This window comes from Streptomyces sp. NPDC102278 (assembly GCF_044766345.1).
In the GTDB taxonomy this organism is placed as follows: domain Bacteria; phylum Actinomycetota; class Actinomycetes; order Streptomycetales; family Streptomycetaceae; genus Streptomyces.
Genome location: NZ_JBIWLV010000002.1, coordinates 867,581 through 886,384 on the forward strand (window position 1 = coordinate 867,581; position 18,804 = coordinate 886,384).

General features: G+C 74.1%; 17 protein-coding genes. 5 read left to right on the forward strand and 12 right to left on the reverse strand.

Features of this window, described 5'->3' with window-relative positions; translation table 11 throughout:
* Window positions 1–9 precede the first annotated feature (9 nt).
* From ACIRO3_RS08725 to ACIRO3_RS08735, 3 genes are all read right to left on the reverse strand, one after another.
* Window positions 10–3,021 carry an AAA family ATPase gene (locus tag ACIRO3_RS08725; RefSeq protein ID WP_404133978.1) on the reverse strand — a complete coding sequence of 1,004 codons (3,012 nt, stop codon included), beginning with the start codon at window positions 3,019–3,021 and terminating at the stop codon, window positions 10–12.
* Window positions 3,018–4,187 carry an exonuclease SbcCD subunit D gene (locus ACIRO3_RS08730; protein ID WP_404133980.1) on the reverse strand — a complete coding sequence of 390 codons (1,170 nt, stop codon included), beginning with the start codon at window positions 4,185–4,187 and terminating at the stop codon, window positions 3,018–3,020. The genes ACIRO3_RS08725 and ACIRO3_RS08730 overlap by 4 nt, the downstream gene beginning before the upstream one ends.
* A gap of 94 nt (window positions 4,188–4,281) precedes the next feature.
* Window positions 4,282–4,908, reverse strand: a complete 627-nt coding sequence (locus ACIRO3_RS08735) for a YigZ family protein (RefSeq protein ID WP_404133983.1) — start codon at window positions 4,906–4,908, stop codon at window positions 4,282–4,284.
* Window positions 4,909–5,051: 143 nt separating this feature from the next.
* On the opposite strand from ACIRO3_RS08735, the gene ACIRO3_RS08740 reads away from it, so the two are divergent.
* Entirely contained in the window at window positions 5,052–5,456 is a 405-nt protein-coding gene (locus ACIRO3_RS08740) for a CoA-binding protein (protein ID WP_361786919.1), read from the forward strand.
* A gap of 58 nt (window positions 5,457–5,514) precedes the next feature.
* Here ACIRO3_RS08740 and ACIRO3_RS08745 read toward each other — a convergent pair whose 3' ends face one another.
* Complete coding sequence (locus tag ACIRO3_RS08745) at window positions 5,515–6,093, reverse strand: helix-turn-helix domain-containing protein (RefSeq protein WP_361786922.1); 579 nt, start codon at window positions 6,091–6,093, stop codon at window positions 5,515–5,517.
* A 110-nt stretch (window positions 6,094–6,203) separates the two neighbouring features.
* On the opposite strand from ACIRO3_RS08745, the gene ACIRO3_RS08750 reads away from it, so the two are divergent.
* Complete coding sequence (locus tag ACIRO3_RS08750; RefSeq protein ID WP_404133986.1) at window positions 6,204–7,070, forward strand: EamA family transporter; 867 nt, start codon at window positions 6,204–6,206, stop codon at window positions 7,068–7,070.
* 6 nt (window positions 7,071–7,076) lie between these two features.
* Here ACIRO3_RS08750 and ACIRO3_RS08755 read toward each other — a convergent pair whose 3' ends face one another.
* Window positions 7,077–7,841, reverse strand: coding sequence for an acyltransferase (locus ACIRO3_RS08755; RefSeq protein ID WP_361786927.1), 765 nt, complete (start codon window positions 7,839–7,841; stop codon window positions 7,077–7,079).
* Window positions 7,842–7,971: 130 nt separating this feature from the next.
* Between ACIRO3_RS08755 and ACIRO3_RS08760 the strand changes: the two genes are divergently transcribed.
* Window positions 7,972–8,517: a gamma carbonic anhydrase family protein gene (locus tag ACIRO3_RS08760; RefSeq protein ID WP_361786930.1), complete on the forward strand. Its 546-nt coding sequence runs from the start codon at window positions 7,972–7,974 to the stop codon at window positions 8,515–8,517.
* Window positions 8,518–8,572: 55 nt separating this feature from the next.
* Here the strand turns inward: ACIRO3_RS08760 and ACIRO3_RS08765 are convergent, their stop codons facing one another.
* The 4 genes from ACIRO3_RS08765 to ACIRO3_RS08780 form a co-directional block, all read right to left on the reverse strand.
* Complete coding sequence (locus ACIRO3_RS08765; RefSeq protein ID WP_404134158.1) at window positions 8,573–9,340, reverse strand: DedA family protein; 768 nt, start codon at window positions 9,338–9,340, stop codon at window positions 8,573–8,575.
* A 58-nt stretch (window positions 9,341–9,398) separates the two neighbouring features.
* Window positions 9,399–11,900: a glycoside hydrolase family 3 C-terminal domain-containing protein gene (locus tag ACIRO3_RS08770; protein ID WP_404133989.1), complete on the reverse strand. Its 2,502-nt coding sequence runs from the start codon at window positions 11,898–11,900 to the stop codon at window positions 9,399–9,401.
* 117 nt (window positions 11,901–12,017) lie between these two features.
* Window positions 12,018–12,218 (reverse strand): type II toxin-antitoxin system VapB family antitoxin, encoded by a 201-nt coding sequence (locus ACIRO3_RS08775; RefSeq protein WP_361786935.1) that lies wholly within the window; start codon window positions 12,216–12,218, stop codon window positions 12,018–12,020.
* Between the two features lie 169 nt (window positions 12,219–12,387).
* Complete coding sequence (locus ACIRO3_RS08780; protein ID WP_361786937.1) at window positions 12,388–12,840, reverse strand: DUF4442 domain-containing protein; 453 nt, start codon at window positions 12,838–12,840, stop codon at window positions 12,388–12,390.
* A 96-nt stretch (window positions 12,841–12,936) separates the two neighbouring features.
* Between ACIRO3_RS08780 and ACIRO3_RS08785 the strand changes: the two genes are divergently transcribed.
* On the forward strand, window positions 12,937–13,962 hold the full coding sequence (locus tag ACIRO3_RS08785; protein ID WP_404133992.1) for a hypothetical protein: 1,026 nt from the start codon (window positions 12,937–12,939) through the stop codon (window positions 13,960–13,962).
* A gap of 70 nt (window positions 13,963–14,032) precedes the next feature.
* Window positions 14,033–15,340: an MFS transporter gene (locus ACIRO3_RS08790; RefSeq protein WP_404133994.1), complete on the forward strand. Its 1,308-nt coding sequence runs from the start codon at window positions 14,033–14,035 to the stop codon at window positions 15,338–15,340.
* Between the two features lie 104 nt (window positions 15,341–15,444).
* Here ACIRO3_RS08790 and ACIRO3_RS08795 read toward each other — a convergent pair whose 3' ends face one another.
* From ACIRO3_RS08795 to tuf, 3 genes are all read right to left on the reverse strand, one after another.
* Complete coding sequence (locus ACIRO3_RS08795; protein WP_404134161.1) at window positions 15,445–16,236, reverse strand: spermidine synthase; 792 nt, start codon at window positions 16,234–16,236, stop codon at window positions 15,445–15,447.
* Window positions 16,237–16,319: 83 nt separating this feature from the next.
* A complete protein-coding gene (locus tag ACIRO3_RS08800) occupies window positions 16,320–17,168 on the reverse strand; it encodes a patatin-like phospholipase family protein (RefSeq protein ID WP_404133997.1) in 849 nt (282 codons plus the stop codon).
* A gap of 104 nt (window positions 17,169–17,272) precedes the next feature.
* Window positions 17,273–18,451 carry an elongation factor Tu gene (tuf, locus tag ACIRO3_RS08805; RefSeq protein ID WP_404134000.1) on the reverse strand — a complete coding sequence of 393 codons (1,179 nt, stop codon included), beginning with the start codon at window positions 18,449–18,451 and terminating at the stop codon, window positions 17,273–17,275.
* Between the last annotated feature and the right edge of the window lie 353 nt (window positions 18,452–18,804).

The window sequence follows — 18,804 nt, forward strand, 5'->3', positions numbered from 1 at the left end:
CGCCCCGGATCAGAGCCCGACCCCCGCCGTGCGGTGGCGCACGACCGAGCCGCCGCGCTGCTTGACGATCTCCAGCTGGGCCTGGACCCGGGACCGCAGATCGGCGACGTGGCTCACGATGCCGACGCTGCGGTCCCGCTCGCGCAGCGAGTCGAGCACGTCGAGCACCTCGTCCAGGGCCTGGTCGTCGAGGCTGCCGAACCCCTCGTCGATGAACAGGGTGTCGAGGCGCATGCCACCGGCCTCGTCGGTGACCACGTCGGCCAGCCCGAGGGCGAGCGCGAGCGAGGCGAAGAAGGTTTCGCCGCCGGACAGGGTGGCGGTGTCCCGCTCGACGCCGGTCCAGGCGTCCACCACGTGCAGCCCCAGGCCGGACCGCCCCCGGCCGCTCGCCTTCGCGTCGGAGTGGACGAGCGTGTAGCGACCGCCGGACATGCGCAGCAGCCGGACCGTCGCGGCCGCGGCGACCTGCTCCAGTCGGGCGGCCAGGACGTACGACTCCAACCGCATCTTGCGCTCGTTGTCGGCGGAGGTGCCCGCGGTGAGCCCGGCGAGCCGGGCCACCCGGTCGTAGGCCTCGCGCAGCGGGCCCAGGGCACGCAGTTCCTGCTCGGCCTGCCGGGAAAGCCGGTCCAGTTCGGCGCAGCGCACCCGGGCGGCGTCGACGGCGGAGCCGGCCGCGCGCAGCTTCGCGGCCGCCGCGTCCGCGTGCGCCTCGGCGGTGTGCGGGTCGGCGGGGGGCAGGGTCGCCGCCTCGGCGGTCTCGCTCTCGCCGCGGCGGTCGGCGAGCATGGCCTCCTCGGCCTGCCAGGAGTCCAGCCGGTGCTGGAGCGCGGTGCGTTCGTACTCCGGGAGTACGGCGTCGGCCGCCGCGTCGGTGGTGTCGAAGCCTGCCTTGAAGGCGGCGTCGGCGAGCTGGTCGTCGGCCTCCTTGAGGCGGGCGGCGGTGACCTCGGCGCGGCGCAGGGACGCGGCGGCGCCGGAGACCATCCGGACCCGGTCCTCCAGGATCCGGGCGCGGGCCGCGACGCTGGGCGCGTCGCCGCGTACGAGGACCAGTTCGGCTTCCAGGGAGGCCTGTTCCCGTTCGAGGGCCTCGCGGCGGGAGGCCCGCGCGGCGGCCCGGCGCTCGGCGTCGAGCCGGTCGGCGCTGCGCGCGGCGTGCTCCTGCTCGGCGCGGGCGAGGCGTTCGCGCGCGGCGTGCAGTGCGGCGGCGTCGGCGTGGGCGGCGGCGTGCCGGGAGCTCAGGTCGGCGCTCCGCGCGAGCAGTTCGGCGGTGGTGGCGTCCCCGGCCGCGGCGGCGGCCTCGGACTCGGCTTCCCGGACGGCGGCCAGTCGCCGCTCGACGGCGGCCCGGCGTTCCTCGGCCTGCTCGAAGCGGGCGTGGGCGGCGTCCTCGGCGGCCCGGTCCACGTGCCCGGGCGCGGGGCGCGCCGGCTCGGGGTGCTCCGCCGATCCGCACACCGTGCAGGGCTCCCCCGCCACCAGCGCCGCGGCGAGTTCGGCGGCGATCCCGCGCAGCCGGGACTCCTTCAGCTCCAGCCAGCGTTCCCGGGCGGCGGTGGACTCCTCGCGCACGGCGAGCAGGTCACCCGAGGCGGCTTCGGCGTCGGCGGCCAGGGCGTCCCGTCGCCGGGCGGCGCTCAGGTGCATCCGGGCCGGTTCCAGCTTGCCCGCGAGTTGTTCGGCGAGCGTGGCGGCCTGCTGGGCGGCGTCGGCGCGGGCGACCAGCGCGGTGCGGGTGGCTTCCCAGCGGGCGAGCCACTCGGCGGATTCCTGGTGCTGCTCGTCGGCGTCCCGGGACTCCCGGTCGAGGGTGGCGCGTTCGCGGCCGATCTCGGCGCTGCGCTGCTCGGCGCGTTGGGCGGCGCCGACCGCGCCGAGTTCCTCGCGGAGCCGCCGCTCCACGGCGGCGAGTTGTTCCGTACCCGCCTCGGCGAGGGCCGGGGGGAGTTCGGCGCGGGCGAGGGATTCGGCGCGGGCGGCGGTGAGGTGGGCGCCGGCCGCGGCTCCGCGCAGTTCCAGGGCGGGGGCGACCAGGGCGCCCCGACGGGCCCGGTCGAGCAGGGCCCGGACCCGCTCCCGTTCGGGCGCGGCCTCGGCGAGCAGGGCGGCCCGGCGGGTGGTCTCCGCGTGCCGGCGCTGGAGCCGGTCGAGTTCCCGGGCGTCCTCGGCGGCCCGCCGGGCGGCGGCGTACCGGCTCTCGACGGCGGCCAGTGCGTACTCCGTCACGGCGAGCCGTTCCCGGGCGGCGCAGCGTGCGACCGCCGCCCAGGCCCGGATCGCCTCGGCGAGGCCGGGGTCGCCGGGCTGGTGGCGGGGCAGCGGCCAGGCGCGCAGGTCGGCGCCGTCCCCGGCGGCCTGGGCGAGGCGTTGGGCGGTGTGGAGGACCCTTTCGTCACCGGCGCGCACCTTGGCCTCGGCGGCCCGGCGGCGTTCCGCGAGGAGCGTCTCGACGGCGGCGAAGCGGCGGGTGTCGAAGAGCCGCCCGAGCAGCCGGCCGCGGGCCTCGGCGCCCGCCCGCAGGAACTGGGCGAACTCCCCTTGCGGCAGCAGCACCACCTGGCAGAACTGGTCGCGGCTCATGCCGAGGAGTTGTTCGACCTCCTCGCCGATCTCCTGGTGGGAGCGGCTCAGCGCGGTCCAGTTCTCGCCGTCGTACTCGCGCAGCCAACTCTGCGCCTTGTCCTTGGTCGTGCCGGTGCCGCGCTTCTTCGGCCGGTCCTGTTCGGGCCGCCGGGTAATCTCCAGGCGGCGCCCGCCGGCGGTGAGTTCGAGGGTGACCTCGGTGGGGGTCTGGGGTGCCGCGTGGTCGCTGCGCAGGCTGGTTCCGGGGTTCTGGCGGACACCGGGCACGGAGGCGTAGAGGGCGTAGCAGACCGCGTCGAGCACGGAGGTCTTGCCCGCTCCGGTGGGGCCGTGCAGGAGGAAGACCCCGGCGCCGGAGAGGACGTCGAAGTCGATCTCCTGGGGTTCGGCGAAGGGGCCGAAGGCGGTGACCTTGAGCCGGTGCAGCCTCATCGGGCGCTCTCCTCGTGCCGGGCCTGGGCCCGTACGTCGTCGAAGGCGCCCTGGAGCACGGCCCGTTCGGCCTCGTCGGCGGAGCCTCCGCCGCGCACGTGGGCGACGAAGTCCTCGGCGATCTCCTGGTCGCTGCGGCCCTTGAGCCGTTGGGCGTAGGAGATCCCGCCGTCACCCTCGCGGCCCTCGGGATCGAAGGCGAGGCTGAGGGTGTGCGGGAAGCGGGCGGCGAGGCGGGCCATGGGGTCCTCGGGCCGGACGGGGTCGGTGAGGGTGGCCTCGATCCAGGAGTCCTCGTGCCGGATGAGGGCGGAGTCCGCGAGCAGGTCGTCCAGTCGCCCGCGGATCCGGGCGAGGGGGCGCGGGACGGGGGTGTCGATCCGTTCCGCGCTCACCAGGTCCCCGTCCTCGCCGAGGTCGATCAGCCACGTCGTCTTGCGGTGGTCGGCCTCGGAGAAGGAGTAGGCCAGCGGGGAACCCGAGTAGCGGACCCGTTCGTTGATCGTCTGGCAGCCGTGGAGGTGTCCGAGCGCGGCGTAGTCCACCCCGGCGAAGACGTCGGCGGGCACGGCCTCGACCCCTCCGACGGTGATGTCGCGCTCGCTGTCGCTGGCCGTCCCCCCGGTGACGAAGGCGTGGGAGAGGACGATCGAGCGGGTGCCGGGCGGCCGAGCGGCCAGGTCGGCCCGGATCCGGCGCATCGCCGCGCCCAGCACGGCCTCGTGACTGGCCCGATCCGCGCCCAGGGTGTCCTTCACCAGGGCCGGTTCGAGGTAGGGCAGCCCGTACAGGGCCACGTCGCCGTGCGCGTCCGACAGCACCACGGGGTCGGCGCAGCCCGCCGGGTCGGTCCGCAGGAAGATCCCGGCCCGGTCGATCAGTCCGGCGCCGACGCCCAGGCGACGGGCGGAGTCGTGGTTCCCGGAGATCATCACGGTCGGTACGCCGAGTTCGGCCAGCCGGTGCAGGGCCCGGTCGTACAGTTCGACGGCGGACAGGGGCGGCACCGCCCGGTCGTACACGTCGCCGGCCACGAGGACGGCGTCCACCTCGTGCTCCTCGACGGTCGCGACGAGGTGGTCGATGAAGGCGGCCTGGGCGCCGAGCATGTTCACGCGGTGGAAGGAGCGCCCGAGGTGCCAGTCGGAGGTGTGCAGGAACTTCACTCGCCGGCCCCGCCGCGCATGCCGTCTCCCCCTGGTCGCCTCTGGCCCTGTGCCCCTCTACGCTAACCCGTCACCGGGCCGTCGAAGGACGGGTTCAGGGCGCGTACGTCTCCCCGCCCAGGGTGAGGCTGGCGCTGCCCGCGGTGCTGTCGGCGAGCCAGGCCTCGAAAGCGGGCAGCTCGGCCTCGGGGACGGCGACCTCGATGTCCACCGCGGCTCCGTAGCGCAGGTCGACCACGGTGCGGCCGGTGGAGCGCAGGTCGTTCTGGGTCTTGCCGGCGCGTTGGTGGTCGACGGTGACGGTGGCCAGTCGGTAGCGCCGGCGGGTCACGGTACCGAGGGCGTCGAGCGCCTCGCCGACGACTCCGCCGTAGGCGCGGATGAGTCCGCCCGCGCCGAGTTTCACGCCGCCGTAGTAGCGGGTGACGACGGCGACCGCGTAACGGACGTCGCGTCGGGTGAGCATCTGGAGCATGGGGACGCCCGCGGTGCCGCCGGGCTCTCCGTCGTCGCTCGCCTTCTGGACGGAGGCGTCGGCGCCGATCACGTAGGCGTGGCAGTTGTGCGAGGCGGTGGGGTGCTCCTTGCGGATGCGCGCGATGAACTCCCGCGCCTCCTGCTCGGTCGCGGCGGGCGCGAGCGAGCACAGGAACCGCGAGCGGTTGATCTCGGTCTCGTGCACGCCCTCGCGGGCCACCGTCACGTACTGGTCTGCCGTCACCGTTCCACCCTAATCCGTGGCCAAAGGTCCTTTCGGCCCTCCGCAGGTCCGGGAATCGCACACGCGTCCCGACGGTTGATCGACGTGCGGGTCGGCAGCGGGCCGGGCCGCGCGCAGCACCGGAGCAGCAGGAGGCGGCACACGTGTACGGCGACCCGGCGACCATCCGCAAGATCCTCACCGAACTCGGTGACACCTGGGCCGTGGTGGGCCTGTCCAACAACGAGGACCGGGCCGCATACGGGGTGGCCCGTGTGCTCCAGCGGTTCGGCAAGCGCGTGATCCCCGTGCACCCCAAGGCGGAGACGGTGCACGGCGAGCAGGGCTACGCCTCGCTCGGCGAGATCCCGTTCGAGGTGGACGTGGTGGACGTCTTCGTCAACAGCGCCCTCGCCGGCGCGGTGGCGGACGAGGCCGTGGCCGTCGGGGCGCGGGCCGTCTGGTTCCAGCTGGGCGTGGTGGACGAGGAGGCCTTCGCCCGCACCCGGGAGGCCGGCGTGGACATGGTCATGGACCGCTGCCCGGCGATCGAGATCCCGGCACTCTGACCGCCCCGACGGGCCGCACCGATTCGCTTCACGCCGTCCGTGACTCGAAGGCACGCCCTCACGGCCCGGTCACCGGCGGGATCGAGACGGCCATGGTCATCTCCATGGGTTCGGTCCCGTCGTTGCGGTAGGTGTGCGGGACGTTCCCCTCGAAGGAGACGGCTCCGCCCGCGGGCACCGCGTACGCCTCCCCGTCGACGAGGAGGGTGAGGGTGCCCGCCGTGACGTGGAGCATCTCCAGGGTGCCCGAGGGGTGGGGGTCGGATTCGGTGCCCTCGCCGGGTTCCAGCAGGTAGGTCCACACCTCCAGGGGGCCGCGTCGGTCGTCGCCGAGCAGCATGGTGGCGCCGCTGCCGCCTTCGGTGGACCACATCCGTACGCCCTGTCCCGGAAGCACCACCTGCACCTGTGGGCTTCGGTCGCGGTCGAGCAGGGTCGTGATGCTGACGCCGAGGGCGTCGGCCAGTTTGACCGTGGTGCCGACGCTGGGGTTCGTCCGGGCCTGCTCGATCTGGATGATCATCCCGCGACTGACCCCGGCCCGGGCCGCCAGCGCCTCCAGGGTGAAGCCCCGCTCACCGCGCCATCGCCTGAGGTTCCGCGCGAGTGCTCGGGTGAGCTCCTCTAGATCCGACAACGTATCGCCCCCACACTCGTGGTCCAATATTGTGGCTGACACAGTCCATTGGAGTGGACTAGTGTGCGCTGTACTTCATCGTCCAATGCACTGTACTGCGAGGGCCTGCCATGACCACCCTGTTCGCCTTGGCCACAGCCGTGCTGTGGGGCCTCGCCGATTTCGGCGGCGGGCTGCTGACCCGCCGCCTGCCGGCGCTCACGGTGGTCGTGGTCTCGCAACTCATCGCCGTCGTCGTCCTGGGCGCCGTGGTCCTCGCCACCGGCGCCTGGCACGAGGCCGGATCCCAGCTGTGGTTCGCGGTCGGCGCCGGACTGGTCGGCCCCCTGGCGATGCTCGCCTTCTACGAGGCGTTGGCGCTCGGGCCGATGGGCGTGGTGTCCCCGCTGGGCTCGCTCGGCGTGATCGTGCCGGTCGGGGCCGGGTTGGCGCTGGGCGAGCGGCCGGGGCTCGGCCAGTTCGCCGGGATAGCCGTGGCCGTCGGGGGCATCGTCCTCGCCGGCGGTCCCGAGCTGCGGGGGGCGCCCGTACAGCGCCGGGCCGTCGTGCTCACCCTGGTGGCGGCCTTCGGGTTCGGCGCGGTGATGGCCCTGATCTCGCACGCCTCCACCACCCTGACCGGCCTGTTCCTGGCCCTCTTCGTGCAGCGGGTGACGAACGTGGCGGCCGGCGGAGCTGCCCTGTGGGTCCGGACCCGGCGCGGCGCCCCCGCCCTTCCGGCGGACGGCGGGCGCGCGATCCTGTGGGGACTGCTGCCGGCGCTGGCCTTCGTCGGCCTGGCCGACGTCGCGGCGAACGGCACGTACTCCGTGGCCGCGCAGAGCGGCCCGGTCACCGTGGCCGCCGTGCTCTCCTCCCTCTACCCGGTGATCACCGCGTTGGCCGCCTTCGTCATGCTCAAGGAGCGGCTGCGGACCGTACAGGCGGCGGGCGCCGGACTGGCTCTGGCGGGCACCGTCCTGCTGGCCGCCGGGTAGCGCGGGCTACACCGGGTCGCCGGCGGTCTCGGACGTGCGCTGCTCCGCCTCCGCCAGCTCGGCCAGTGCCCGCAACTGCCCGGGCGTGACCCCGTCGGCGATCGGCACCGGCGTCGGCGTGCGCAGCGGCGGCTGCCAGCCCGTCTCGGCCTCCCAGCGCCGCACGATCCGCGCGGGCGCCCCCGCCACCACCGCGTGGTCGGGCACCTCGCCCCGTACGACGGCCCCCGCGGCCACCACCACGTTGCGGCCCAGCCGCGCGCCGGGGAGGATCACCGCGCCCGTGCCGAGCCAGCAGCCCGGGCCGATCTCCACCGGGGCGCTGCGGGGCCACTGCTTGCCCACGGGTTCGTGCGGGTCGTCGTAGCTGTGGTTGGTGGAGGTGATGTAGACCCCGGGCCCGCAGAAGGTGTCGTCCCCGATGGTGATCCGGGTGTCGGCGATGACGTGGCTGCCCCGGCCGAGGACCACGCCGTTGCCGAGGACGAGCATCGGGTCCGGGCCCAGGTCGAGGTCGGGCATCATCCCGGCGGTCAGGGTGACCTGTTCGGCGATGATGCAGTGGTCCCCGAGCCTGATCCAGGGTTCACCGAAGATCGTGCCCTGCGGGAAGGCGAGACGGGTGGCGGGGCCGATGGCGCCGAAGCGCAGCCGGCCGGGGGTCTCCGCGGTGACGGCGCCGGCCCGCTGCATCCAGCGCCAGCCCGCGTGGACGGCGCGGTTGACCACCCGACGCCGCAGGGATGAGAACGTGTTCTGGTTCTTCGGCACCCGGTCACCGTAGCCTGCCGACCGCCGGTAGCGCGCCGTGATCTTCACCCCATCCCCGGCCGCCCGGAGGGGGTGGCCTACCGTGCTGTCAGCGCGGCAGACGCAGACCATGGAACAGAGGGAAGAGAACATGACGCAGCAGGCGGCCCAGGCACTCGTCGCGGGTGTGGGCGGACGGCAGCCGGTCATCGACCCCACCGCCTTCACGGCGCCCACCTCGGCGGTGATCGGCGACGTGAGCCTCGCCGCCGGCGCGAGCGTCTGGTACTCGGCGGTGTTGCGCGCGGACTGCGGCCCGATCGCGCTCGGCGCCGACAGCAACGTGCAGGACAACTGCACGATCCACGTGGACCCCGGCTTCCCGGTCTCCATCGGCGCTCGCGTCTCCATCGGCCACAACGCGGTGGTGCACGGCTGCACCGTCGAGGACGACTGCCTCATCGGCATGGGAGCCACCGTCTTGAACGGCGCGGTGATCGGCGCCGGTTCGCTGGTGGCCGCGCAGGCACTGGTCCCACAGGGCATGGTGGTCCCGCCGGGGTCCCTGGTCGCGGGCGTGCCGGCGAAGGTGCGGCGCGCGCTCACCGACGAGGAGCGCGAGGGGATCAAGGTCAACGCGCTGATGTACACGGAACTCGCCAAGCAGCACCGCGCCTCGGTGACCCCCGACGCGTGACGCCCGGGCCCGCGTCCGCGTCCGCTGCCCATGGGCGGACGCGGGCCGGCGCGCGTCAGTCCGAGGCCCTCGCCGAGGTCGGAGCCGAAGGGGCCGAGGAAGCGGAGGTGGCAGAGGCGGCAGAGGAAGCCGAAGCCGCCGGCGCTTCGGCCGACTCGGCCGACCGGGCCGCGGGCGTCCGCCCGCCGGGAAGGTCCGACTCCGTCTCCCGCATCTGCGCCGCCGCCTTCTTCATCCGGCCCCGCAGCACCAGCGTCACCGTCAGCCCGATCAGCAGGGCCGCCGCCAGGGCCAGCCAGGAGAACCGCTTCAACCACGGCTCGGCGACGATCCCGACGGAGTAGATGACGGCGGTGGTGCCGCCGGCCCAGAGGATCCCGCCCAGGACGTTCGCGACGAGGAAGCGCCAGTACGGCATGTGCAGCACGCCCGCCAGCGGCCCGGCGAAGATGCGCAGCAGCGCCACGAACCGGCCGAAGAAGACGGCCCACATGCCCCACTTGTCGAAGGAGCGTTCCGCCAGGGCCACGTGCTCCGGCCCGAAGTGCTTCGGGAAGCGCCGGCCCAGCTTCTCCAGCAGTGGCTTTCCGCCGCGCCGGCCGATGGCGTACCCGATCGAGTCGCCGACGATGGCCCCCGCGATCGCGCAGAGCCCCAGCACCACGGGGTCGATGTCGCCGTGCTGCGAGGCCAACAGGGCCGAGCTGACGAGGATGATCTCCCCGGGCAGCGGGATGCCCAGGCTCTCCAGTCCGATGACCAGCCCCACCAGGAGATAGACGCTGACCGCCGGAATCGTCTCCAGCCATTCCTGGATGTGCACCGGTACGTCCTCCAGAGTCATCTCCGGCGCGCCCCCTGTGACACGCCGAACGGGCAGCCTATCGGCTCGCCACGACGGCCCTCGCCCTCAGTGGCAGTTCGCGCGAGGAACGGCCCGCGAAGACCTCGCGGGGGCCTGAACCCACCACCCAGGTGTGCTGTTCCGGATCCCACGACGACAGCGTCCGGGCGTCGATGTCGACGGTGACCCGCTGCGCCTGCCCCGGGGCCAGGGTCAGGCGACGGTATCCGGCCAACACGCGCACCGGCTGGTCCAGTCGGAGCGAGGCCGCCGGTCCCAGGTACACCTGCGCCACCTCCACGCCCTTGCGGCGTCCGGTGTTGCGGACCGTGAACTCCACGCGCAGTCCGCCGCGCTCCGCCCGCACGGCGAGCTTCTCGTACGCCCACGTGGTGTACGAGAGCCCGTGCCCGAAGGCGAAGAGCGGCTCCACCTTCTGCGCGTCGTACCAGCGGTGGCCGATGTGCACGCCCTCGGTGTACTCCTGCCGGCCGCCGACGCCCGGGTAGCGCAGCGGGTCCCCGGCGACCGGGGTCGCCCGTTCGTCGACCGGGAACGTCTGCGTCAGTCGGCCGCCCGGGTCCACGTCCCCGAAGAGCAGGTCGGCGGTCGCGCCCGCCCCCTCCTGCCCCGGGTAGTACATCTGGAGGACCGCCCCGGTGCGCGCGAGCCACGGCATGGTGGTGCTGGAGCCGGTGTTGAGGACCACGGTGGTCCGCGGGTTGACGGCGGTGACGGCCTCGATCAGCGCGGCCTGTCCGCCCGGCAGCGCGAGCGAGGTGCGGTCGCGGCCCTCGGTGGCGTCCTCGTACGCGAACAGCACCACGCTGCGGGCCTCCTCGGCGACCTTGACCGCCTCGGCGACGTCGGCGGCCCGCCCCGCCCGGGTGATGTGCCGCAGCCGCAGGCGCAGGCCCTTGTCCCCGCCGTCCGCCGTGACCGCGAGGCGGTGCGCGCCGGCCTTGAGGGCGAGGGTGCGGCGCCGGACGGTCAGCCCGTCGGGGGCGGCGCCGAGGAGCCCGCCCGCGAAGTACTCGGCGACGCCCTGGCGTACGGGGAACAGGTCCTCCCCGTCGAGACGTACGACCGGCCGCTTCCCGGAGTAGTGGACGATCAACGTCCATTCGTCGTCCGCGGCCAGGGTGAACGTCCCCTCGTGGCTCCAGCGACGGCCCGCGTCCACGCTGTGGTCGTCCAGGTCGACGGGCGGCGTCAGCAGGGTCGGCGGAAGGGACCGGCCGTACAGGTCCTCACCGAGCGCGTGGCGGACGCTCGCCCCGTTCCCGGCGCGCCGTTTGATGGCGGTGAGCGGGGCGTCGGCCACGTCGGGCACCACGTGGGCGCTGCCGCCGCCGCTCACGAAGGGCATCGCACCGGTGGGCCCGATCACGGCGATCGAGCGGGCCGCCGCACCGGCCAGCGGCAGGGTGCCGTGTTCGTTGCGCAGCAGCACCGCCCCCGCGGTGGCCACCTTGCGGGCGAACCGGGCTCCGGCGGAGGCGTCGCGGACGGGGCGGGCGGCGGGATGTACGGCGAGCAGTCCGAAGCGGTCCATGGTGGTCAGGATCCGGCGCACGGCGAGGTCCACGGTGTCCTGGGAGACGGATCCGCCGCGCACCGCCTCGCGCAGCGGGGCGCCGTAGTGGGTGCCGCCGGGCATCTCCATGTCGAGGCCGGCGTTGACGGAGCCCACGGTGCCGTGGGTGGCCCCCCAGTCGGAGGCCACCCAGCCGTCGAATCCCCAACGGCCGCGCAGCAGTTCGTCCAGGAGCGGTTTGTTCTCACAGGCGTGGGTCCCGTCGACCTTGTTGTACGCGCCCATCACCGCGCCGACGCCGGCCGCCACCGCGGCCTCGAAGCCCCTCAGTTCGGTCTCGTGGAGGGTCTGTTCGGCGACGACGACGTCGATGGTGTCGCGGCCGCGTTCCTGGTTGTTGAGGGCGAAGTGCTTGACGGTGGCGATCATGCCCTCGTCCTGGATCCCCCGGACGACTTCGGCGACCAGGTCGGCCGTGAGCTTCGGGTCCTCGGCGAAGGTCTCGAAGTTGCGGCCGGCGAAGGGGGTGCGGATCAGGTTGGCCATGGGGGCGAGCAGGACGTCCTGTCCCAGCGCGCGGCCCTCGCGGCCGAGGACCCGGCCGTACTCCCGGGCGAGCGTCGGGTCGAAGGCGCAGGCCAGCAGGACGGGCGCGGGCAGGGCGGTGGCGCGTGCGGCGACGCGGACCCCGGCGGGTCCGTCGGCGAGCCGCAGGGCGGGGACGCCCAGCCGGGGGACGCCGGGCACGTGGCCGGCCTGGCCGAGGGGCGCGGGGTCCGGGGCGCCGTGCAGCAGGGCGGTCTTCTCGTCGAGGGTGAGCCGGCCCAGCAGGGCGTCGATCCGGGCCGTGCCGGCCGGCTGTCCGGCCGGTCCCGCGGCGGGAGAGGCCGTACGGGGACCGGGGCGGGGCGGTACGGCGGCCACGCAACCGGCCGTGGCGAGCGCGGCGCCCATCGCCCCGAGCAGGCGCACCGCCGAACGTCTGGACACGGCCTCGCTCATGGGCGCTCCCTGCGGCGTCGGCATCGGCGGGAGCGGCCCGCGCCGGACCGCTCCCGCGCCCACTGTGCGCCGGGGCGCCGTCGGGGCCGCCCGGACGCGCCACCTCGACGCCGAGGTTCAGCCCTGCGGCGGCTGCGGCACGCCCTCGGGTTCCCGGTTCGGCTCGTCCTGGACGCGGACCCGGGCCTCGGTGCGGTGTCCGCGCGCGATGTAGTCCCGTACGACCGCCTCCACCGCGTCCTGCGGGGAGCCGACTCCGGCGAGGACCATCACCTCGACCACGAGTTCGGCGTCGAGGCTGATGTTGACCTTGGCCATGGGGTTCCCCTCCGTCGTCGTCGGACGGACTCTAGCGGGCCGGGGCCCTCTTCCGGCCGCTCCCCGCGCGAACGCGTGGGGGGCCGCACCCCCTTCGGGTACGGCCCCCCACTCCCCCCGCGTGCGTGCCACGCGACGCTCCCTGCCGGCGCGGCTCCCCGCCCGCGCGCTACGCGTTGGGGCGCAGCGTCCAGACCACGGTCATCTCACCCGTCACGGCCTCGTCCTCGCGCTGGATGGCGATGGTGACGGGGAACTCGGGGCGGCCGCCCGCGTCCAGCTCGGCGATGACTTCCGCGGCCGGGCGACCGAGGGTCGCGGTGGCGGTGACGACGCCCTTGGCGAGCTTCTTGTAGCCGATCTCGGCCTTGACGGCGAGCGGCACGGCGCGCGAGAGCTGGTCGCCGAAGGCGGCCAGGACGATCGCGCCGCTCGCGGACTCGGCCAGCGTGAACATGGCGCCGGCGTGCGGGCCGCCCACGTGGTTGTGGTAGTCGGGCTGGTCCGGCAGGCGGACGACCGCGCGCTCCGGGGTGGTCTCCAGGAACTGGAGGTTCAGGGTGCGGGCCATCGGTACCGTCGCGGCGAGCATTTCGCCCACGTTCATCTGTTCTGCGCTCATGGAACGCGATGTTACCCACGAGTAGACACGGTTGACCAGACCTCTTCCAGGGGCGGCCGTGACCACCGACACCCGCTCCCACTATCGTTACCGGCCATGTGGCCAGGACAGCAACAGCCGCCCGGGGGAGAGACCGACCCCCAGGACGCGCGACAGAACCCGTACCAGCAGCAGCCGGGAACGCCGAACCCGTACCAGCAGCAGCCGCCGCAGCAGGGGTTCGGCGAGCAGCCCGGCTACGGCTATCCCCAACAGGGCTACCAGACGCCCCCTCCCGTCCAGCCGTGGGGACAGCAGCCCCCGCAGGCCCCTCAGGGCGGCGGAACCCCCTTCTCGACGAAGACCGTGGCGATCGTCGCGGCCGCGGCGGTCGTCGTGACGGCCGCCGTCACCGGCACCTTCGTCCTGACCCGGGACAAGAAGAGCGACCAGGCCGACGACAAGCCGGCCGTCGCCTCCTCGTCCCCCGCCGCGAGCTCGGCCGCACCGGCCTCCCCCACCGGGAACCCGCGCGCCGGTGGTGACCTGAAGCCGGTGATCCCCGGTTGGAAGGTGGTCGTCAACCCGAAGCACGGCACCGCCTTCGACGTCCCGCCGGACTGGGAGGTGCTGAGCTCCGGCATGTCGATCGGCTTCGAGGACGAGGCCAAGGGCGACGGCTCGCCGATCGTGATGATGTCCGCGCCGGCGTACCTCAAGCAGGACTGGTGCAAGGTCGACTCCGACAAGAACGGCAGCGAGGAGACCACGTCGCTCGGCGGCACCGGCACCAAGGGCGGCCAGGGAGCGAAGGACACCGCCGAGGCGGCGCGCAACGAGGCCGGCAACTGGGTCTTCGCCGGATACGGGCAGAAGGGACCGAAGGGCACCACCAAGGTCACGGAGCCCAAGGAGTACACCACCTCCTCCGGCCTCAAGGGGCACATGGCGACCGCATCGGTGACCGGCCTGCCGAAGGAGAACAAGTGCTCCTCGGACGGCAAGAGCATCGCCTTCAGCTTCAAGAACGCCAAGAACGACTTCGCGACCTGGGTCCTCTACAGCGCGGCCGGGGTTCCGGGCGAGGTCAGCCAGGAGACGTACGAGAAGATCCTCAGCTCCGTCCGCCTCAACGCGAGCTGATCTGCGCGGCCCCCTGGCCGGGGCCGGAATTTCGTTTGGAATCCCGGTCCCGGCCAGGGATAGTCCGTGGGTGAGCACTCCCCCCGCCGAACCCGCCCCGCCGTCCGTACGGCGCGGCCGCCCCGAGTGGGCCGGCCGCAACTACAGCCTCCTGACGGCCGCGGCGGTCGTCACGAACCTCGGCAGCCACGGAGCGCTCATCGCGGCCTCCTTCGCGGTCATCCAGGCGGGCGGGTCCACGGGAGACGTCGGCCTCGTCGCGGCCGCGCGCACCGTGCCGCTCGTCCTGTTCCTGCTCATCGGCGGAGCGATCGCCGACCGGCTGCCCCGCCACCGGGTGATGGTCGGGGCAAACGCCCTGAACTGCGTGTCCCAGGCCGCGTTCGCCGTGATCGTCCTCACCGGACACCCGCCGTTGTGGCAGATGATGCTGCTGACCGCGCTCTGCGGCACGGGTACCGCCTTCTTCAATCCGGCCGCCGAGGGCATGCTGCTCTCCACCGTGTCCGGACAACACTCCAACCGCGCCTTCGCGCTCTTCCGGATGGCCGTGAACGGCGCCGGCATCGGCGGCGCGGCCCTCGGCGGCGCCCTGATCGCCGCCATGGGCGCGGGCTGGGTGCTCGCCGTCGACGCGGTCGCCTTCGCCGTCGCCGGCGCCCTGCGCGCGTTCCTCGACGTCGGCCACATCCCCGAGCGGGCTCCGGGCGGAGGGTTGTTGTCCGACCTGCGCGAGGGGTGGGTGGAGTTCAAGACCCGCCCGTGGCTGTGGAGCATCGTGCTCCAGTTCTCGGTGGTCGTCGCCGTCGTCGGCGCCGCCGAAGCGGTGTACGGCCCGCTGGTCGCCCGGGACCGGCTGGGCGGGGCGGCCCCGTGGGGCATCGCCCTGGCCTTCTTCGGCGTGGGCACGATCGCCGGCGCGTTCCTCATGATGGCGTGGAAGCCCCGCCGGTTGCTGCTGGTCGGCACCCTGTGCGTGTTCCCGCTGGCGATGCCGTCCGCCGGACTGGCGGTTCCGCTCCCGGTGTGGGCCCTGTGCCTCGTGATGCTCGTGAGCGGCCTGGCGATCGAGGTGTTCGGCGTCAACTGGATGACGACCATGCACCAGGAGATCCCCGAGGAGAAGTTCTCCCGGGTGTCCGCCTACGACTGGTTCGGCTCGGTGTCGATGCTGCCGCTCGCCACCGCCCTGGCCGGCCCCGTCGAATCGGCCGTCGGCCGCACCTCGGCCCTGTGGGGGTGCGCGGCCCTCGTGGTGGTGGTCACCGCTTTGGTGCTGCTCGTCCCGGACGTCCGCCGGATGACCCGCAAGCCCGCGAAGGACGCACCCGACGTCCACCCGGCGCCGCCCGCCCCGGCCGCCCTGCCCCTGGGCTGACCCGCCCACCCCCGGGGGCGCGGGCTCCGGACCTTCCCTCGACCCCTGGTGCCGTGACCGGCAAGGCGCACCGTGCCACGGCGCCCGGTACGGCACTAGACGACCTAGTCGACGCTGAACGCGCCCGCCGGGGGCTCCGGGGAGGCGACCGCCTCCGCGTCCCCCACCGGTAGCGCCCCCCGCGTGAACCGGGCCAACGCGTCCCCGTCCTCCACCCGGGCCGCGAACGCGTCGGCCGCGCAGCGCCGGGCCAGCGCCGCCACCGGGATCTCCCGGTCCGACGCCACGAGCACCGCGTTCCCGAAGCGCCGTCCCCGCAGCACGCCCGGCTCCGCGATCAGCGCCAGTTCCCCGAAGACCGCCCCGAAGTTCGCCAACTGCGCCCGCAGGAACCCGAAGGGCGCCCCGTCGGCCAGGTTCGCCGCGTACAGCCCGCCGGGCCTGAGCACCCGGGCCGCCTCCCGCGCGTACTCCACCGAGGTCAGCTGCGCCGGCACCCGCGAGCCCCCGAACACGTCCGCGACCAGGACGTCCACGCTCGCCGCGGGGGCGCCGCCCAACCAGGCCCGGGCGTCGGCCGTGTGCACCGTGATCCCGGCGCCGTCCGCCGCCGGCAGGTGCTCCGCGACCATGTCCACCAGCTCCGCGTCGAACTCCACCACCTCCTGCCGGGACCCCGGACGGGTCGCGGCGGCGTAGCGCGGCAGGGTCAGCGCGCCCCCTCCCAGGTGCAGCAGGTCCAGCGGCGCCCCCGGTTCGGCCGCGCAGTCGAGTACGTGGGCGAGCCGGCGCACGTACTCGAACTCCAGGTGCTCGGGCTCGTCCAGGTCCACGTAGGACTGCGGTGCCCCGTTCACGGTCAGCAGCCAGGCCCGCTCCCGGTCCACGTCCGGCATCAGCTTGGCGGTGCCTTGGCCCACGTCCCGGATCACCGGGATCTGTTCGTCGTCCACCCCACCATTGTCGGGCCGCCGCGCCGTCAGCCCGCCCAGACGGCCGTCGCCTCGGCCACGTGCTCGGCCGCCTGCGCCAGTCCCGCCCGCGCCGCCGGGTCCCGCCGGGCGGGATCCAGGACATTGCGCCCGAAAGCCTTGCGCGCCGCCTGGGACGGGGTGATGAGCAGCACCCTCGCCCCGGCCGCCCGGAGCCGGGCGGCCTGCGCGGCGGGCGAGGGGATCATGCCGCTGCCCAGGCTCATGGGCGCGAGGATCACCACCCGGGCGTAGCCCTCCGCCAGGTCGGCGTTGGTGGCCGAGCGGACACCGCCGTCCATGAACCGCCGCCCGCCCACGGTCACCGGCGGCCACACCCCGGGCACCGCGCAACTCGCCGAGACGGCGTCCAGCAGCCCGGCCCCGCCCGTGCGGTCGAAGGCGGTGAGTTCCCCGCTCAGGGTGTCGACGGCGGTGACGACGAACCGCCGCTCGGGCCACTCCCCCGAGACGAGCCGGGCCTTGAGGACCTCGCGGCGTTCCGTCTCCGCGGTGGTCCCGGCGGCGGCCAGGGCGTAGGCGCCGATGCGCCTGCGGTAGCCGGCGGCGTCCCGCGAGCGGGCCATCGCGACGGCGTACCGCGCGACGAGCCCGGCTCCGAGCCTGGCCACCGCCTCGCCCGAGGCGTCGCCCAGCTGACGCTCGTACAGCTCCCGGGGGGTCAGCAGTCCGGAGGTGAGCTGCGCGCCCACCACCGAGCCGGCGGAGGTGCCGACGACGAGGTCGGCGGTGCCCAGGTCGATGCCCGCCCGGGCGAGCCCGTACAGGATCCCGCTCTCCCAGCCGATCCCGGTGAGCCCCCCGCCGCCCAGCACCAGTGCCGTTTCGCCGCTCATCGCCGCCCGCCCCTCGGTCGTGTCCCGTGATGACGGCAGTCTGGCCGAAGCCGACCGCCGCCACCACGGCGGGCCCCGATACGGGGGCGCCCGACAGTCCGCCGCTACCCGACGGTGGTCACCGTCCCGGCGCCGACCGTGCGCCCGCCCTCACGGATCGCGAAGCCGAGGCCGGGCTCCAGCGGCAGGTCCCGGCCCAGCTCGACGGTCATGGTGACCGTCTCCCCGGGCCGGACCACGGGCACCTCGCCCAGGTCCACGTCCCCGACCACGTCGGCGGTGCGGATGTAGAACTGCGGTCGGTACCCGGACGCGATCGCCGTCGTCCGGCCGCCCTCGCGGGCGGACAGCACGTACACCCGCGCGGTGAAGCGGCGGCTCGGCCGCACGCTCCCGGGCGCCGCGACCACGTGCCCGCGCCGGACCCCGTCGCGCGGCACGCCGCGCAGCAGGAGCGCGACGTTGTCCCCGGCCTCGGCGGACTCCATCGGCCGGCCGAAGGTCTCCAGCCCGGTGACGACGGTCTCGAGCGTCTCGCCGTCCCCGCCGAGCACGCTCACCCGCTCCCCGAGCCGTACGGAGCCCCGCTCGACGGCTCCGGTCACGACGGTCCCGCGCCCGGTGATGGTCAGCACGTTCTCCACCGGCAGCAGGAACGGCGCGTCCGTGTAGCGCACCGGCATCGGTACGTACGTGTCCACCGCGTCCAGCAGCGCCTCGATCGCCCCGGTCCACCGCGGGTCCCCCTCCAGCGCCGCGAGCCCGGAGACCCGGACGACCGGGGCGGTGTCGCCGCCGTAGCCGTGCGCGGTGAGCAGTTCGCGGACCTCCAGCTCGACCAGGTCGGTGAGTTCGGGGTCCCCGGCGTCGGCCTTGTTGAGGGCCACCACGATGTGGTTCACGCCCACTTGGCGGGCCAGCAGTACGTGCTCGGCAGTTTGTGGCATGACCCCGTCGAGCGCGGACACGACGAGGATGGCCCCGTCGAGCTGGGCCGCGCCCGTGACCATGTTCTTCACGTAGTCGGCGTGACCCGGCATGTCGACGTGGGCGTAGTGCCGGGTGTCGGTCTCGTACTCCACGTGCGTGAGGTTGATGGTGATGCCGCGCCGGGCCTCCTCGGGGGCCCGGTCGATGCGGTCGAAGGGGACGAAGGAGGCGCCGCCGCGCCCGGCGAGGACTTTGGTGATGGCGGCGGTGAGCGTCGTCTTCCCGTGGTCGACGTGTCCCATGGTGCCGATGTTGAGGTGCGGCTTGGTGCGCACGAAGGCCGTCTTGGCCATGATGTCTTCCCGTGTGTTCCGAAGCTGGAGACGGGACCCCCGGAGCGAACCGACCCTCCCCCTGTGGGGTCCGCCGGACGATCCGGGAAGGGTCAGCTTCGTGCGCCGTCGAATGCGACGGGGGCGTGATCCTCCACGAGGAGGGCAGCCTTCGGCGCGTCCGCGACTGCGGACGGCGCTGCGAGGAAGGCGTGCCTGGACATGTCCCCGATCCTGCCGCGCGATCGGGGCGGCGTCGAACCAATTTCCGCGCGGCCGGGGGCCCTTGCGGACCGGCCGTTCCTCCACCCGCCCCACTGCTCACCGTCCGCCGCGGACCCGTTACGGGGCGCGAACGTGGCGGGGTTCGTTCC

What these genes read in the sequence shown, in the direction of transcription:
- ACIRO3_RS08725 (WP_404133978.1), bottom strand. Translation starts at nt 3,021, where the DNA reads ATGAGGCTGCACCGGCTCAAGGTCACCGCCTTCGGCCCCTTCGCCGAA.
- ACIRO3_RS08750 (WP_404133986.1), top strand. Translation starts at nt 6,204, where the DNA reads ATGACCACCCTGTTCGCCTTGGCCACAGCCGTGCTGTGGGGCCTCGCC.
- ACIRO3_RS08760 (WP_361786930.1), top strand. Translation starts at nt 7,972, where the DNA reads ATGACGCAGCAGGCGGCCCAGGCACTCGTCGCGGGTGTGGGCGGACGG.
- ACIRO3_RS08770 (WP_404133989.1), bottom strand. Translation starts at nt 11,900, where the DNA reads ATGAGCGAGGCCGTGTCCAGACGTTCGGCGGTGCGCCTGCTCGGGGCG.
- ACIRO3_RS08775 (WP_361786935.1), bottom strand. Translation starts at nt 12,218, where the DNA reads ATGGCCAAGGTCAACATCAGCCTCGACGCCGAACTCGTGGTCGAGGTG.
- ACIRO3_RS08780 (WP_361786937.1), bottom strand. Translation starts at nt 12,840, where the DNA reads ATGAGCGCAGAACAGATGAACGTGGGCGAAATGCTCGCCGCGACGGTA.
- ACIRO3_RS08785 (WP_404133992.1), top strand. Translation starts at nt 12,937, where the DNA reads ATGTGGCCAGGACAGCAACAGCCGCCCGGGGGAGAGACCGACCCCCAG.
- ACIRO3_RS08795 (WP_404134161.1), bottom strand. Translation starts at nt 16,236, where the DNA reads ATGCCGGACGTGGACCGGGAGCGGGCCTGGCTGCTGACCGTGAACGGG.
- ACIRO3_RS08800 (WP_404133997.1), bottom strand. Translation starts at nt 17,168, where the DNA reads ATGAGCGGCGAAACGGCACTGGTGCTGGGCGGCGGGGGGCTCACCGGG.
- tuf (WP_404134000.1), bottom strand. Translation starts at nt 18,451, where the DNA reads ATGGCCAAGACGGCCTTCGTGCGCACCAAGCCGCACCTCAACATCGGC.